The sequence below is a fragment of the Aequorivita vladivostokensis genome, from assembly GCF_000952855.1.
GTDB classification, from domain to species: Bacteria; Bacteroidota; Bacteroidia; order Flavobacteriales; family Flavobacteriaceae; genus Aequorivita; species Aequorivita vladivostokensis.
On sequence record NZ_JSVU01000008.1, the window covers coordinates 89,487 to 105,202 of the forward strand.

Genomic DNA, 15,716 nt, shown 5'->3' on the forward strand with positions numbered 1-15,716 from the left:
ATGCTGAAAAAAATAGTTTTTTCTCTAGTTTTAATGTTCATTTCTTCTTTTTTATCCGCGCAGGAAGAAACGGTAACCGAAGTTTCAAAATCTGAAATGACTAAGGCCGATGTACCTTATGCCGTGATTGAAAATGTTCCTGTATATCCAGGATGTGAAGGCAACGGAAATCAGGAATTGAAACAGTGCATGTCTACCAAAATTTCCGAATTTGTGAACCTTCATTTCAATATGAAGAAAGTTGAAGCCTTAAATTTACCTCCCAAGCTATATAGAACTTCGGTTCAATTCAAAATAAATAAAGAAGGCAAGGTGGTTGACGTTCGCGCCCGTGCGGAACATCCCGAGATTGAAAATGAAGCCGTTCGCGTTGTGAGCAACCTTCCCCAAATGCAGCCGGGAAAACAAAGAGGAGAAGCAGTGGGCGTGCTGTATTCACTTCCTATAATTTTTAAAGTTGAACCTCCTAAAAGGGAAGATAAAAAGAGGAAAACAAAGAATTGAAAAAGCTAGTTTAACAACTGTTTAACGTAGGTTGAATAGTCTTCAACAATTTTAATATTTATATTTAAAGTGTCGTCAAAAAAAATTGCGACACTTTTTTTATGATTGCTACAGATACACTGGTTTCGTTCTTTCTCGAAACCCGCCAACATACAGAAGATATTTGCAAACCGCTGGAAATTGAGGATTACGTGGTACAGCCCATTGTTGACGTTTCTCCTCCCAAATGGCATTTGGGCCATACCTCCTGGTTTTTCGAAGAGTTTATTCTGAAACCGCACAAACCAAATTACAAGCTCTTTCATGAAGATTTCGCCTTTGTTTTCAACAGTTATTATGAAAATGTGGGCAAACGCGTAATCAGAAATGACCGCGGCAACCTCTCGCGGCCCGGCGTGGCAAAGGTTTACGATTACAGACATTATGTTACCAATGAAATGAAGGATTTTCTTTCAGGGGAAATTTCCGCAGGGATTGAGGAAATCCTTTTAATAGGAATCCATCACGAAAAACAGCATCAGGAACTTCTTATTACAGATATAAAATACATTCTGGGAAATAACCCGTTATTACCGAAATACAACGATTCATTTTCGGAAAATCCACACCAGAAATTTCAGCGGGAATGGATTGAAATGGACGAAGGCATTTATGAAATAGGTCATAAAAATCTTGACGAATTCTGCTATGACAATGAATTGGGAAGGCACAAAGTATATCTGCACGATTATAAAATTTCAAAGAAGCTTGTTACCAATGCCGAATATCTGGAATTTATAAATGCCGGAGGCTACAAAGATTTTAACCTATGGCACGCTGAGGGTCTGGACTGGGTAAAACAAAACCAGATTGAAGCCCCAATGTACTGGCACAATATTGACGGGGAATGGCACCAATATACTTTACAGGGCCTTCAAAAAATAGATGCTGACGCACCGCTTTCGCACATTTCCTATTTTGAGGCATTCGCCTTTGCCCAATGGAAAGAATGCCGCCTGCCCACAGAATTTGAATGGGAAGCTGCCCAACAAAACTTTGAATGGGGCAGCCGTTGGGAATGGACTGAAAGCGCCTACCTACCCTATCCCGGCTATAAAAAAGCCCCCGGCGCCATCGGCGAATACAACGGGAAATTTATGGTAAACCAAAAAGTGTTGCGTGGTGGTTCCGTTGCAACTCCCAATAAACATACGCGACCAACTTATAGAAATTTTTTCCAGACCAATCTGCGGTGGCAATTCACGGGATTAAGGTTGGCACAATAAAAACGACTACCCACCTATGGCAACTACCGCAACACTATTGGACACTCCTTTTAAAAAAGAAGTTTTTGAAGGTCTGAGTGCATTTCCCAAATATCTATCGTCCAAATATTTTTATGATAAAAAAGGCGACAAACTTTTTCAGGATATCATGGCCATGCCGGAATATTATCTCACGGGCTGTGAATTTCAGATACTTTCCTCCCATACGGAGACCATCGGAGAGCTCTTTCGCGATCGCGAAAATGGTTTGGATTTAATTGAACTTGGCGCCGGCGACGGCAAAAAAACAAAGGTGTTGCTAAAATATATGGCAGGCCACAACTTCAATTTCGTTTACAAACCCATCGACATCAGTGAAAATGCGGTGGAAAAGCTTTCGGAAAATCTCGCTACCGAAATGCCCGCCCTAACGGTGGATGCCGAAGTGGGCGAATATTTTGAAGTCCTCGAAAGGCTGAAAGGTTTCAACAAACGCAAAAAGGTAATTATGGTTTTGGGAAGCAATATCGGCAACCTAAAACACCCAAAGGCAATCGAATTTCTTACAAAATTGAAAGACGCCATGTTGCCCGATGACTTGCTTTTCATGGGTTTCGACCAAAAGAAAAATCCGCAGACCATCCTCGATGCCTATAACGATGAAGCCGGAATTACCGCAGCTTTCAACAAAAATATTCTCACCCGCATAAATCGTGAATTGGGCGGAAATTTTGATGTGGATAAATTCGAACATTGGGAAGCGTACAATCCAGAGACAGGCACTGCCAAAAGTTTTTTGGTGGCAACCGAAGCAATGCAGGCAAGCATCGAAAAGTTGGGGTTAACGGTAAATTTTGAACAATGGGAAACCATCCACACCGAAATTTCACAGAAATACGACGATAAGATAGTGCAGTGGCTCGCGGAACAATCGGGACTCGAAATTGAAACCTCCTTTACGGACGAAAAGGGGTATTATAAAAATTATGCCTTTCGGAAGGTTTGATGGCTGCTGGGTGCTGGGTGCGGGATGACGTAAGTTATAACATCCTAATTTTTTCATTTCATCGACCTAAAATTTCAACAAGTTTTTCCAATTCATCTTCGGTGTTGTAATAGTGAAAACTTACGCGAATCCCGCTACCCCGAAGCGAACTGATAACATTATTATGCTGCAATTTCTGAAAAAGCGCTTGATCCCCTTTCAAATTATAAATGGACGAATGCTTTTCGCGGAGCAGCGTATCGTTTCCCAATAAATCCATTTCGGCGAAACGTTCCTTCGCCTTTGCTGAAAGGGAAGCTATTTTTTGGTATAAATCTTCCCTTCCCAAGTTTTTCTGAAACAACAGCGCCTGCTCCAAACTGCCATAATTTAAGGTGTCCTGATGGCCCGGTTCAAAATGCTTCATAAAAGCAGTTTCCGTTGCCAAACTTTCAAACCGTTCAGCAGAATTGAACCCGATGGTCTTTGGAAAAATCCTTTCACGCGCCGCTTCCTTCACCATAAAAAGACCGTTGCCATAGCCCGCCGTTAGCCATTTGTAGGCGCTCGCCCCCAAAACATCAATCGCGCTTTCGGCAAAACTGAAATTCTCCGTACCCAAATATTGCGTGCCATCAGCAATCAAAAGTAGGTTGGGATGATAGCTTTTTAACTGTTTCAAAAATTCAAAATCTATTTTTATGCCATTGAGCCACTGCACGATGCTGAACATAAAAATATCGGGCCGGTGCCTTGCCAGGGCCTCCTCTATATTCCGTTCTAATTTCTCATCAATTTTGGCATAGCAAACATCAAAATCGCGGGTCTCCACGGGCCAATTTACCGAGGGATAATCATTCTTTAAAAGTAGAATTTTCTGGCCTTTGGGAAGTCCTTCCAAGACTGTATTTATACCAAAGGAAAAATTGGGGACCAAAGCCGTTTCCTCGGCCGAAGCATCAAAAAACCCGGCCACCGTTTTTCTAATCTGTTCAATATGAATTTTATGCTTATCGCGAAAAACACTGGCATGGTGCATCAAATCGAGGTCGTGCTGGCGGCGCCATTCAATAACAGGCTTGGGAATCACGCCATTGGAAGCGGTGTTTAAATAGATACAGGATGTTAGGGCGGGAAAGTGTTTTCTTAAATCTTCCATAAGTAATGGCAAAACGGTGAATTTTCGGTATTTTTACAAGACTGATTTTAGCAGCGATTGTTGCATTTACAACGAAAGTAACCAACTATGTTTTCAAAAACTAAAAAATCCGAAAGAATTGATGCCGAACAGCGCGAGCAGTATGAGTACGCCCGCCGCCGCATCAAACAGAAAAAAAACCTGATGCGCCATTTTATACTGTTTTTGGTGGGTTCGGTGCTGTTAATAATCATCAATCCTTTGCTGGGCTATGGCAATGATTTCTTTATAAAGGATTGGTTTATTTGGGCCATTTTAATTTGGACTTTTATATTTCTCATACATCTTTTCAACGTTTTTGTGATGAACAAATTCATGGACAAGGAATGGGAAGACCGCCAACTCGAGAAACTGAAGGCCCGCCAAGCCGAACGCATGGCCGAACTGCAGAAAAAAGTGGATGCCGAGCTGCAATTGCCCACAACCCCACCGGACACTTCAAAAAAAAACGAACTGAACAACCCGCTACCGCCCGACGTACAATGATTACCATGATTGCCGCCGCTGGCGAGAACAACGAATTGGGAAAGGACAACGACCTGCTTTGGCATTTGCCGGATGATTTTAAACGCTTCAAAAAACTGACCACCGGCCATTATATCATTATGGGGCGGAAGACTTTTGAGTCGTTTCCGAAACCGCTTCCCAACAGGACCCATCTGGTCATCACCCGAAACAAGGACTATAAAAAAGAAGGTGCCGTGGTAGTCCATGATATGGAGGAGGCCCTGAAAATTTCAAAGGAAGATGCGCAGCCCTATATCATTGGCGGTGGCGAAATTTATAAATTGGGACTTCCCTTTGCCCATAAAATTGAGCTTACCCGCGTACACGGCACGTTTGCCGATGCCGATACTTTTTTTCCCGAGTTTTCAGAGGAGAAATGGGAGCTTATTTCCAAAGAAGAACATCCCAAGGACGAAAGGCATAACTATTCCTTTACGTATGAAACTTGGGTACGAAAATAATGAACTCCAACCCCAAAGGTTTTTGAAAGCTTTGGGGTTTTGCTTCCAAAAAAAACTCTTTTGAAAACCATCTTAAAACATATTGCTTCCCAAAATAACTTCAATTGTCACGATAGCAAACCCCTTTCGGGCGGTGACATCAACGAAGTATTTCTGCTAAATTGTTCCGAAGGAAATTTTGTGGTCAAGATTAACAGTACCTCAAAATTCCCCGCTATGTTTGAAGCGGAGGCAAAGGGATTGCAATTGCTGAAAGAGAACAGTAGTTTTAAAATTCCAATGGTGATTGCCACAGGAACCTATCAAAACACGGCCTATTTAATATTGGAATACAATCCCTCGGGAAAACCATCGAAAAACTTTTCGGAAAAATTTGCCGAGGCTCTTGTGACATTGCACAAAACAACTGCCGAAAATTTTGGATTGAACCACGACAACTATATTGGCAGTCTTCCGCAGAGAAATAGTTTTTGCGGTTCGGCTTCGGAGTTTTATATTTCACAACGTTTGGAACCACAGTTCAAAATGGCGGCGGACAACGGTTTTCGCTTTAAAAATTTAGAGGGATTTTTTAAGAATATTTCCGAAGCAATCCCGAAGGAGCCCCCGGCTTTAGTCCACGGCGATCTTTGGAACGGCAACTATATGGTTTCCAAAACTGGAAAACCGGTTTTGATAGATCCTGCCGTAGCCTTTGCGCCGCGCGAAATGGATATTGCCATGATGAAATTGTTTGGTGGGTTTTCAGATGAAATTTTCTCCAATTACAATGCTCTTTTTGTTTTAGGCGAAGGCTGGAAGGAACGGCTTCCCCTTTGGCAATTATACTATTTGTTGGTACACCTCAACCTTTTTGGAAGTGGTTATTTGCCGCAGGTCAATTCAGCAATAAAAAAATATTCATAGAATTAATCCTATTTTTGTATTTCTAAACCAATCGACAATGAAAGCATATATATTTCCCGGACAGGGTGCCCAATTTACGGGAATGGGCAAAGATCTTTACGAAAATTCCCCAAAGGCGAAAGAGCTGTTTCAACAAGCCAACGAGATTTTGGGTTTTGATATTACCAAAATAATGTTTGAGGGTACCGCCGACGAACTGAAGGAAACCAAAGTAACGCAGCCAGCTATATTCCTACACTCCACTATTTTGGCGGAAGTGATGGGCAGCAAGTTCCAGCCAGATATGGTTGCCGGACATTCCTTGGGTGAAATTTCGGCCTTGGTGGCCAACAGAACGCTTGCTTTTAGCGATGGCCTGCAATTGGTTTACAAACGCGCCTTGGCAATGCAAAAGGCTTGTGAGCAAACACCATCAACCATGGCAGCAGTTCTGGGACTGGACGATCATTTAGTTGAGGAAATATGCGCCAACACGCCGGGCATTGTGGTTGCCGCAAATTATAATTGCCCGGGTCAATTAGTAATTTCGGGCGATGTGGATGCCGTGGGAAAAGCCTGTGAAAGTTTAAAGGAAGCTGGCGCACGCAGAGCATTGATACTGCCCGTTGGCGGCGCTTTCCACAGCCCGTTGATGGAACCTGCTCGGGAAGAACTGGCGGCTGCCATTGAAGCCACCCAATTCACCGCACCAGCTTGCCCAATTTATCAGAATGTTTCAACTTTTGCCGTGACTGATCCTTCAGAAATAAAAGAAAACCTCATCTTTCAACTCACCGCTCCCGTAAAGTGGACGCAGAGTGTTCAAAATATGATAAAGGATGGCGCGACGAAATTTATAGAAGTAGGTCCCGGAAATGTTTTACAGGGATTGGTTAAAAAAATTGATGGTTCTGTGGAAACTGAAAAAGCGGAGGTGTGAATTCGTTGATTCGAAAAATAAAAAGTTCTGGATAAAATTAATTATTCAGAACTTTTTTATTTAAAAAACTGTTTCATCTCAATTGATCAAATTGTCCGTTCCCCTATTGTAGAACAGCTTCCGCTCCTCCTTGGGAACCAAGTCTCCTCCAGTGGCCCAAACAATATGGGTCGCGTTTTCCATATTTATTTTGTGTTTTGCTGCGTAATCGGTTTGTGCAACCATTTGTGGGCCGATCAGGCCAGCAGTTGCCGAAGGTATACAAAATTGATTTAAACAATATTTAGGAATTTTTCGCGACATCCTCCACCCGTTTTGTGGAATCTGCCTTATTGAGGCTCAATCGTACCGTAGTAGGCCGCACTATTTAAATTATTGGAAGGAATTGAAATGAAATGAAATTAAACGAATATTGTACTCTGAAAGTAACTTTTTAAAACGTTCTTAACCCTAAATACTGCCAGAAAATTTAGTTGGAAACTTAATAAATTCAGGTTAAAAAAATGAATTAATATGAATTTTTTGTATTTTTATATAAAAGAATAGTAATTAAAAATATAAAAACATGATAAAAATCATTTTTAGTATGTTTTCAATAATAGTACTGGGTATATTAGCTCTTCAAAGCTTCCAAGAAGAACACAACATAACAGAAATAAGTAGGTTAAGTCCAAATCATCAGGATATTACAAATTTTGAGCAGTGGTTAAACGAGAAATCCAGAGAAAGTACGCTCATAATTTTAGAAAATGGATGTCTAAGCTTCGAAGATCCACCTCTGCCTTGTGCTTGTCCTACTCCCACAGGAGGTTGCATTTATATTCAGCCCGATGCGATATGTTATAATGGAACACAACCTTTTTGTCCCTAATTTAAAAAATCGATGCTGTACTAATCATGAACCAAAGAAGACACGCCGGTAATAAGGAATTTTAGAAATTCACATTTTCATTTTACACTTCTAAAGATTAAACCCTATGAAAAAAATTACTTTTTTATTTGTTATATATAGCATTTCTATCATTTCACCCATAACAGCTCAACGCGAAGGTTCAGAAAACGAGCTAATCCTCTCCCAGAGCACTAATCAAATATTATTGCCCACAGGAGGCTTATCCTGTGCCGGTGGAGAAAATCATTGGTTCCGGAATTACATTCTGGATGAGGAAGGCGTAAATACACCCGTAGCCTTGGTGGGTGTAGAATTTGGTGTTCAATCCATAGATGAACTTCAAGAACTTGAGATATATGCATACGAATACATGGATTTTCCCGATGGTTATGATATTACCAATCCTCCACAACCTTTAGCGTCTGGCACTGTGAGTGTGGATCCAGAAAATATTAATCAGATAATTCGCGCAAATTTTGATGTTCCAATAGTGGTTTCTGCTCTAACATCAGTGGTAGTGAGTATAGTGCAACCGGGCACCGACGGAGCCGCTTTATATTTAGGCGTTACCGAGGAAGACACTAAAACCAATTATTGGGCATCCGAAAATTGCGGGATTACCCAACCCACTCCCGTGGCGGCACTGGGCGCTCCCAATTCACGGCATTTAATTAATTTAGTAGTTGATGATGCATTATCCACGACAGAATTCTCAAAAGAAAATATCAAGATTTATCCCAATCCTGCAATTAATACTGTCCATTTGAACATGCCAAATGGACTAAGCATTGACAAGCTTACACTTTGTGATGTTACAGGAAAAGCCTTGAAAATTATATATAATGACGATACTGTGGACATCTCTAAATTATCTTCTGGAACGTATTTTTTAAAAATAAAACGGGATAATTTCACCATCGTTAAAAAAATAATTAAGCAATGAGGGGTATTAAATTTTCGCAAAACACCCAATACTCATAATTTAATTGATTTTAAACAACATTTAGGAATTTTTCGCAACGTCTTCCACCCGTTTTGTGGAATCTGCCTTATTGAGGCTCAACCGTACCGTACTGGTCTCCAATGCTCTTAAATCGTGGGGCACACCGCCTTCAAGCGCAACCAAATCTCCCTTTTTCAAATGGCAAATAGTTCCGTTTACGCCAAAATCGATTGCGCCTTCAAAAATTTCGACTACTATGGGGAACGATGTTTTGTGCTCCTTCATAATCTGGCCCTCCCTAAATGTAATTCTAATTTCCTTGCAGGCCTCGGTGTCAATTAAAACTTGGATGGTCGGTTTGGTATCATTGTATTGCAGATCTTTAATAAGTGATGCTGTTTTCATAGTTATATTTTTAAATTTTCCTTTTTTTAAATTTCTTCAAAATTAAGCATAGCAAAAATCGAAACCTATGACCGAGCGCATACTTTAACGAAAATGATTGGACCGGCTATTTTTCTAAATAATGCACACAAAATTAAAAACGAAAACACCGAATGAAATTAATCATCCGGTGTTTCTACTTGTATAAAGATTGGTTCAATCCTTAATACTATACTTTAAATTTTAAATATCTATGCGCTAATCCTGCAATCTTCGCAGTCCTTCACCTCGCCATAATAGGTTTCGCGGTATTTGTGAAGGGTTTTAAATGGCACTTTCAAAAAGGTTTTTTTGATGTAGATCACACTGGTGGTGAACATTCCCATCTTTTCTGTAAATCGTTTTTCTGTTTTTGTTTGTCGTTTCACTGAAACTAACTTCATAACTTTTGTTTATCGGGTTTGGGCAAAGAAACAAAGGCTTGGGGCCAATTCCAAAGAAATAGCGTTAAAGCTGGGTTAAACCTGGATAGGGTATCAATTTAGCATACTGAAAGTGATACATTACTACGCTTAGCCCGTATGAAGAATATTTTCGAATAAATGCCCCCATATTCCAGGGGGCATTCCGACCGTTTTCACGGCCCCACAAGCTTATGGGATCATTGTTTGATAATCCTTAGAATTTTTGATCCCTCAATGCCAGTGCTTACCCTCACTATATAAACACCGGCGGCGCCAGTGATTTCTTGAGTTATTGAATTAGTAAAGTAATATTGTTTTTCTGAAATTATCTCCCTAAGTATGTTATATACCGTTATATTAACTTCGGGATATGTTTTTCCCAATTTTATGATGAAACTGCCCCGGGTTGGGTTAGGGTAGGATTCAAAGATTAAATCCTCCGGAACCTCATTGCCCAGAACCTCGTCGTTCCTAAAGATACGAGCGCGTTCGGGCAACCCATAATTTCCGTACAAATAGGTAGGCGAACCTACAGTAATTATGTTTCCAGCGCCATTTAAACTAACGGAATAACCACAATATTCCAATGAGGATTCTCCCACAATGGTATTGCCCACTTGCGACCAATCTGTACCGTTGTACATATATATACGTGCCTCGCCCAAACCGCTATTTGCACCTGGCCCTCCCAAAGCCACCACTTGGTTGTTATTGCTTAGGGCAGCGGAAAAGCCTATGCCCGAACCCAATGGGCCTTCTATTAAAGCTCCCTGCATAATCCAAGATGAGCCGTTCCACATAAATACCTGTGCGCCCCCATTGCCATTGATACCGGCACCCGAAACCACTACCATGTTGCCATTCATTCCGAGGGTAACGTCGTCGTAATCATAAGTGTTGAATAGATTGCCCTTTGGCGCCCAGTCTGACCCGTTCCAAGTATAAACTTGAATAGCTTTGCCAAAATTCGTGGCAATGGTATTGGCATCATCGCTTAGGTCCAAAACGTCGCCTGCTATATCGTCTTCCAAGCCGTTTATTGCGCTGCCGCGCTGCTGCCAGGAATTGCCAGTTAGGGTGTAAATTCTAACCTGGCCGGAATCGTTGCCGTTTGTGGAATTCCCAATATCGCCCAGGGCCAACGCGTCTCCACTTGGGCTTAGTTTTACAGAACCTTCATAGAGGGTAATGGAATTCCAAAGCAAGGTGTTGCCCAATTGTTCCCAATCACTACCATTATATTCATAGATCTTTACCTCGGCATCTTCCCCTTGTGCTCCACCAGAGGCGCAAATGGCAATTCTATTGCCGTCGGCGCTTAGGCAAATTTCAATACCGAAACCCCGATCCGTGGTGGTCCCGGTAAGTGGATACCCCTTTAGGGTCCAATCTGTTCCATTGTATCTAAAGACTCGAACGCTTCCTGCCCAATAGCTATTGGAATCAACACTAAAGGGTGAGCCAACTGCCACTGTAAGACCGTCCTGGCTTGTGCTTACGCTCGCCCCGCATTTTTCGTCAGGCTCTTGTCCCAGGATATCACCTCCCAATTGCATCCAGTTTTGGGCGATCAAGGGTGTAGTGCTAATTAGTATAAAAAAAACAATACACGTTTTTAAGGTATGATTGTTTAAAAATTTATTGGCGAGTATTTTTTTTGTTTTCATTATGGCTGTTTTTAACTGGTTTATGAAAAATATTATTAAGCAAAAGCCAACTTTATGCAATGCGGGTAGGTTGAGTGCTACCTATATATCGAATCTGGGTTTACATTGTCATCATTTCCATTACAATTTATTTTGCATTACATTTGCTTCCTATCCCTGATGTATATGCCGCAGCACAAATTTATTGTTTGCAATTACCAACATTCTCTTACTTCCGGAATAGTTAGCTGGCAGGCTCCAAGTAATATTGCCTTAGTAAAATATTGGGGGAAATATGGCGAGCAAATGCCCATGAACGCTTCGGTAAGTTTTACATTGAAGCACTGCAACACCAAAACTTCGGTCTCATTTGAAAATAAGCAATCTGAAGGATTTGAATTTGAAGTCTTTCTCGATGGAAAAAGGGAAGAAGGCTTTGAACCGAAAATCAATAAATTCTTTGAAAGAGTGGAAGTGTATTTGCCATTTTTAAAGGATTTCAAATTTAAAATTGAAACCTCCAACAGTTTTCCGCATAGTAGCGGCATAGCTTCTTCCGCCAGCGGAATGAGTGCCCTATCACTTTGTTTAATGGAAATGGAACAGCGCATGCAACCGTCAATTACCGATGATTATTTCAAGGAAAAAGCTTCCTTTTTAGCGCGGCTTGGCTCGGGCAGCGCCTGCCGCAGTGTGGAAGGTCCGCTGATAGTCTGGGGAGAGCATCCAGAAATTGACGGCAGCAGTAATCTTTTTGGCACAAAATACCCTTTTGATATTCACGAAAATTTCAGAAACTATCAAGACACCATTTTATTGGTTGACAAAGGTGAAAAGCAAGTGAGCAGCACACTTGGCCACGATTTGATGGTGGACCACCCTTTTGCTGCGGAGCGATTTCGGCAGGCAAAAGATAATCTTTCAAAGTTGATTCCCGTTTTTAAAAATGGCGACCTTCCTCAATTCATTAAAATTGTTGAAAGCGAAGCCCTGTCCCTGCACGCTATGATGATGACCTCCCTGCCCTATTTCATCCTCATGAAACCGAATACCTTGGAAATTATCAACCACATCTGGAAGTTCCGTGAAAAAACCGACAGCAAGCTTTGCTTTACACTTGATGCGGGTGCTAATGTACACGTGCTCTATCCCGAAAGTGAAAAAGAAAGTGTTTTAAAATTCATAGCAAATGAACTTTCGCAGTATTGCAAAAATGGGGAGTTTATTGAAGATGAGATTGGCTTTGGCGCTGTGCGGATCTGAAATTCAAGATAAAGGTTTTATTCGACGATAGAAATAGGCTTTTTCTTTAACAAAAAGGAAGGATTTTTAAGTTTTTGTCGATCGTTCAAAAGTAGAGTTTCGGGTGAAATAGATTAAAAACAACAAAACCATTAAAGTAGCGCCCGCCAATAAATACCACCACCAAGCTACATCTTTGCTTAAATCTATAGAGGCGGTATCGCCTATTAGAACAAGGCCTGCCCAATATTGTGGAGAGGCGGTGCGGCCTTCGGCGGTTTTAATATAACTTAACTTGGCTTCACGCAAAGCCTCATCCTTTGGCATTCCTTGCGAAAGATTATCATAAAACAACGTAACGATTTTTGCGCTGGATTCTTCATCAATCTCCCAAAGACTTGTCAAAATGCTTTCACTTCCCGCATAATTAAAGGCGTGGGCCAAAGATATCATCCCTTCGCCGGCTTGATAGGTTGGTTTTCCAGTCTCGCAGGCGGTGAGAATGGCGAGATTGGAAGATAGATCTATATTGTAAATTTCATAGGAATAAAGTGAGTTTTCATCATAATTCTCTTTGCCGGTGGTCTTTTTCGCAAAAATAAGTCGGCTGAGCTCCGGGCTTAGGTTATTGCTCTCGGCATGGGTGCCAATATGAATTATTTTATGCTCCTTCGCGCGGTTTATGAATAATTCTTTGCTAGCCTTTTCATTTATAAAATAATCGCCATCAAAAATTTTAGAATACTGTTTTACCAAATCCTCGCTAAACGGTTGTGGCAGCAATGTTAAATAGGTTTTGTCCAGCTTTACGGAATCTTTAATAGCCAGTTTGTATTCCTCTTTCATCTTTGTGTTGAAACCGGGTGCAAAGGCGATAAATTCAGAGGAATAATCTGCGACTTTCCCTTTGTCTTTATAAAGCAATAGGCTGAAATTATAAGAAATATCATAATTGGCCAATAAACTATTGGTTGCCATTTCCTGAAAATTCTTTATGGGCTTGGGCGTGAGCGTCTCAAAACTTAAATTGAAAAGTTCTCTGTCCGGCACAATGACAACCTTGGGTGTAAGTATGTACTTTTCCAAGGGAAACCAAAGGGCCCTGTATAATTCATAAAGTAGCGGTCTCGTTTTTTCGACCGAAAATTCATCATTCTTTAACTTTGGGATGTGGTTTTTAACCGAACTATAATTTAATCGCAGCATCTTTTTTAAGGAAGCGGAAACTACAAAGGCATACAATTGGTCGTCAATAAAAATATAGCGTACCACAGTGGTGTTGCCAGGGATTTTCTGTTGAAGATCATTCACTGATTCTTCCAAAGTGGCATAGCGCATTTTATAATACTTGGGAAAATGTTGCTTCAGCGAATCCAAGAAGTCCTCCCAGTTTTCGGATGCCTCAAAAAATGAGGAGAGACTACTGTTTTCAGAATCGTTTAAGGAGGATTTCATTTTATCTTTCAAGGTTTTTTCCCGTTCCAATACCTGGGCGGGGATGTGTTGAAACTGAACATTGTCCCGCAGATTGAGCCGTGAGCGAATACGGCTGTAGATACTGGATTCGTGAAGAGCAATGAGCTTATCTAAATACAATGGATCTTTGGTGATTTCGAAAAGTTCCAGCCGGAGTTTTTCGGCAAAACTTAATAGCTCTTCGTTTTCGGTTATTAGTAGGGTGAGGTCCTCATGATTGGTAATTATTTTTTTACGTTGGTCCAGAATAGAAATTCCTTCTTCTATTTGTTGCAAAAGTTCTTTTAAGAAAAATGGATTCTTACTTTCCGCCATATAGTATTTCGAACTCGCGTTTATCAATAAAGCTTGTGGTTTCCTATATTGACTGAGGATGGAATCTGTGGTGCTTATCTTCCGGCTTTCGCCTAGAATATTAAAACGTAGGGCTTCATTACTGTATTTTTCGGCCTCCGGATAATTCTTTAAAAGGAAATGCACCTGTGCAAGATTTATGGTGTGGTAAAATTCCTGCAAGGTGTTTTTAAAGTCTCCGTTATGGGTAAAATTATAGGTTTCATTGGCCAAAGCCAGCGCTTTTTCCCTTTTACCGTTTTTAGCTGCGAAAAGGGAATATTCCAAAATATTATCCAAAAAATCCTTGGTATAAGTAGTGCCCATCGTTTTTTGGTACACTATTCTGGCCTTTTCATAATAAATCGCGGCGTTCTCAATATCGTCCATGTGCTCATAGATGGTTGCGCGGGTGGAAAGGGCCGCAGCCTCCCAATAGAGATCTGCGCTGGCGCTGCTTTTTAGTAGCTGCAATGCGGTGTCGGCATTTTTGGCGGCACCTTCAAAATCACGGCTGGCTGTTTTTGCCTCTGCAAGAATAATGTTTGAAATAATAATATTGATATCGTTGGGCTCAAAAAGCTTCTTTTTTTGTTGAAAGGAATATTCAATGAGTTCCTGCGCACGAGAATGTTCTCCCAGCGTATTGTAAAACGTAGCCATATTATCTATTACTACGCATTGGTGACTTTTGGCTTTGTAGGTGCGGGCTTCGTCGGTAGCGCGGTTTATATATTCCTGAAATCCCGCGATCGATTCTTCTGAAATGGCAATGGCCTCTTGGTTCTTTCCCAAGGCATTCCACAGAACGGCGAGGTTCATCTTGATCAATGCAGGCCGATAGTATCGGTTCATTATATCGGTCTCGTCAGTTTTTTCTAAAACCTTGATGGCTTCCTGAAAGTAATATTTGGTGCTATCCAGTTTTGCTTCCTGCCACATCATCCCTCCCAAGGCATTATAAACTTGGTTATAGAAAACATAGTCTGGTTGCCCGCTTTTTATCAACATTTTCAGCGCTTTGAGGTAATGGGATTTTGCCAAGGGAAAATCACCCAATTTTGATGCATAATATCCCTGACGGTACTCTAGACCTGCAAGGTCAATATTGTTGGGTTCTGGGTTTTTTTGGGCGAATGGGATTGCCGATTTAAGGAGATTATATGCTTCCTGATGCTTTCCAGCATCGTCGTATATCCACCCCAATTCGGTTATTGCCTCTACTACAAAGTGTGGGTTGGCGTATTTTTTTATCTCTTTCGTAAGATTTTCAGCTTTTTTCACGGCAAGATTCTTATTGCCGTTATTCAACTTAAAACTTCCTTCAAACTGAATATAAGCATACAGGCTATCGTAGTTCTTTGCCGTTTTATAGAAATTGATGTTTTTGGCTATATGGCCCCGTGCCTGTGCTAAGGAATCCTGTTCAATAAGGGTTTGTATTTCCTTTACGCCAACATTCTTTTCTTGTGAAAATACCACTGAAAACGTAAAAAGAAATAACAATTGAGTAACAAAAGAGAATCTCCGGATTTTAAATGCCATAATGGAATAATACTTCAAAAAAACAGAACGAGTCCGGGGATAGATAAAGAAAGATACAATTTATTTT

Annotated in this window: 16 protein-coding genes; 10 read left to right on the plus strand and 6 right to left on the minus strand. The window is 40.9% G+C overall.

Going from position 1 to position 15,716, the window contains the following annotated elements; all coding sequences use genetic code 11:
- From MB09_RS12230 to MB09_RS12240, 3 genes are all read left to right on the plus strand, one after another.
- Positions 1-504 (plus strand): energy transducer TonB, encoded by a 504-nt coding sequence (locus MB09_RS12230; protein WP_052671380.1) that lies wholly within the window; start codon positions 1-3, stop codon positions 502-504.
- Between the two features lie 101 nt (positions 505-605).
- Positions 606-1,769 carry an ergothioneine biosynthesis protein EgtB gene (gene egtB, locus MB09_RS12235; protein WP_045081204.1) on the plus strand — a complete coding sequence of 388 codons (1,164 nt, stop codon included), beginning with the start codon at positions 606-608 and terminating at the stop codon, positions 1,767-1,769.
- Between the two features lie 16 nt (positions 1,770-1,785).
- The gene (locus MB09_RS12240) at positions 1,786-2,754 is read left to right on the plus strand and encodes an L-histidine N(alpha)-methyltransferase (protein ID WP_045081205.1); all 969 of its coding nucleotides are present in this window, start codon (positions 1,786-1,788) and stop codon (positions 2,752-2,754) included.
- Positions 2,755-2,812: 58 nt separating this feature from the next.
- On the opposite strand, the gene MB09_RS12245 is transcribed toward MB09_RS12240, so the two are convergent.
- Complete coding sequence (locus MB09_RS12245) at positions 2,813-3,904, minus strand: aminotransferase class V-fold PLP-dependent enzyme (protein ID WP_131459914.1); 1,092 nt, start codon at positions 3,902-3,904, stop codon at positions 2,813-2,815.
- A 75-nt stretch (positions 3,905-3,979) separates the two neighbouring features.
- Here MB09_RS12245 and MB09_RS12250 point away from each other — a divergent pair, with 75 nt between their 5' ends.
- From MB09_RS12250 to fabD, 4 genes are read left to right on the plus strand one after another with little or no spacing between them, the layout of a single operon-like run.
- A complete protein-coding gene (locus MB09_RS12250; RefSeq protein ID WP_045081207.1) occupies positions 3,980-4,417 on the plus strand; it encodes a 2TM domain-containing protein in 438 nt (145 codons plus the stop codon).
- Positions 4,414-4,899 (plus strand): dihydrofolate reductase, encoded by a 486-nt coding sequence (locus tag MB09_RS12255; protein WP_045081208.1) that lies wholly within the window; start codon positions 4,414-4,416, stop codon positions 4,897-4,899. The genes MB09_RS12250 and MB09_RS12255 overlap by 4 nt, the downstream gene beginning before the upstream one ends.
- Positions 4,900-4,959: 60 nt before the next feature.
- Positions 4,960-5,805, plus strand: coding sequence for a fructosamine kinase family protein (locus tag MB09_RS12260; RefSeq protein ID WP_052671389.1), 846 nt, complete (start codon positions 4,960-4,962; stop codon positions 5,803-5,805).
- 37 nt (positions 5,806-5,842) lie between these two features.
- Positions 5,843-6,724, plus strand: coding sequence for an ACP S-malonyltransferase (gene fabD, locus MB09_RS12265; RefSeq protein ID WP_045081209.1), 882 nt, complete (start codon positions 5,843-5,845; stop codon positions 6,722-6,724).
- A 78-nt stretch (positions 6,725-6,802) separates the two neighbouring features.
- Here the strand turns inward: fabD and MB09_RS12270 are convergent, their stop codons facing one another.
- On the minus strand, positions 6,803-6,949 hold the full coding sequence (locus tag MB09_RS12270; protein ID WP_205618098.1) for a hypothetical protein: 147 nt from the start codon (positions 6,947-6,949) through the stop codon (positions 6,803-6,805).
- 340 nt (positions 6,950-7,289) lie between these two features.
- On the opposite strand from MB09_RS12270, the gene MB09_RS12275 reads away from it, so the two are divergent.
- Complete coding sequence (locus tag MB09_RS12275) at positions 7,290-7,595, plus strand: hypothetical protein (protein ID WP_045081211.1); 306 nt, start codon at positions 7,290-7,292, stop codon at positions 7,593-7,595.
- A 106-nt stretch (positions 7,596-7,701) separates the two neighbouring features.
- The gene (locus tag MB09_RS12280) at positions 7,702-8,559 is read left to right on the plus strand and encodes a T9SS type A sorting domain-containing protein (RefSeq protein WP_045081212.1); all 858 of its coding nucleotides are present in this window, start codon (positions 7,702-7,704) and stop codon (positions 8,557-8,559) included.
- Between the two features lie 60 nt (positions 8,560-8,619).
- On the opposite strand, the gene MB09_RS12285 is transcribed toward MB09_RS12280, so the two are convergent.
- From MB09_RS12285 to MB09_RS12295, 3 genes are all read right to left on the minus strand, one after another.
- Positions 8,620-8,964 (minus strand): cupin domain-containing protein, encoded by a 345-nt coding sequence (locus MB09_RS12285; protein WP_045081213.1) that lies wholly within the window; start codon positions 8,962-8,964, stop codon positions 8,620-8,622.
- Positions 8,965-9,194: 230 nt separating this feature from the next.
- On the minus strand, positions 9,195-9,386 hold the full coding sequence (locus MB09_RS12290) for a hypothetical protein (RefSeq protein WP_045081214.1): 192 nt from the start codon (positions 9,384-9,386) through the stop codon (positions 9,195-9,197).
- Positions 9,387-9,604: 218 nt separating this feature from the next.
- On the minus strand, positions 9,605-11,074 hold the full coding sequence (locus tag MB09_RS12295; protein WP_045081215.1) for a T9SS type A sorting domain-containing protein: 1,470 nt from the start codon (positions 11,072-11,074) through the stop codon (positions 9,605-9,607).
- A gap of 165 nt (positions 11,075-11,239) precedes the next feature.
- Between MB09_RS12295 and MB09_RS12300 the strand changes: the two genes are divergently transcribed.
- Complete coding sequence (locus MB09_RS12300) at positions 11,240-12,316, plus strand: diphosphomevalonate/mevalonate 3,5-bisphosphate decarboxylase family protein (protein ID WP_045081289.1); 1,077 nt, start codon at positions 11,240-11,242, stop codon at positions 12,314-12,316.
- Between the two features lie 66 nt (positions 12,317-12,382).
- Here the strand turns inward: MB09_RS12300 and MB09_RS12305 are convergent, their stop codons facing one another.
- The gene (locus MB09_RS12305; protein WP_045081216.1) at positions 12,383-15,649 is read right to left on the minus strand and encodes a CHAT domain-containing protein; all 3,267 of its coding nucleotides are present in this window, start codon (positions 15,647-15,649) and stop codon (positions 12,383-12,385) included.
- Positions 15,650-15,716: the final 67 nt, after the last annotated feature.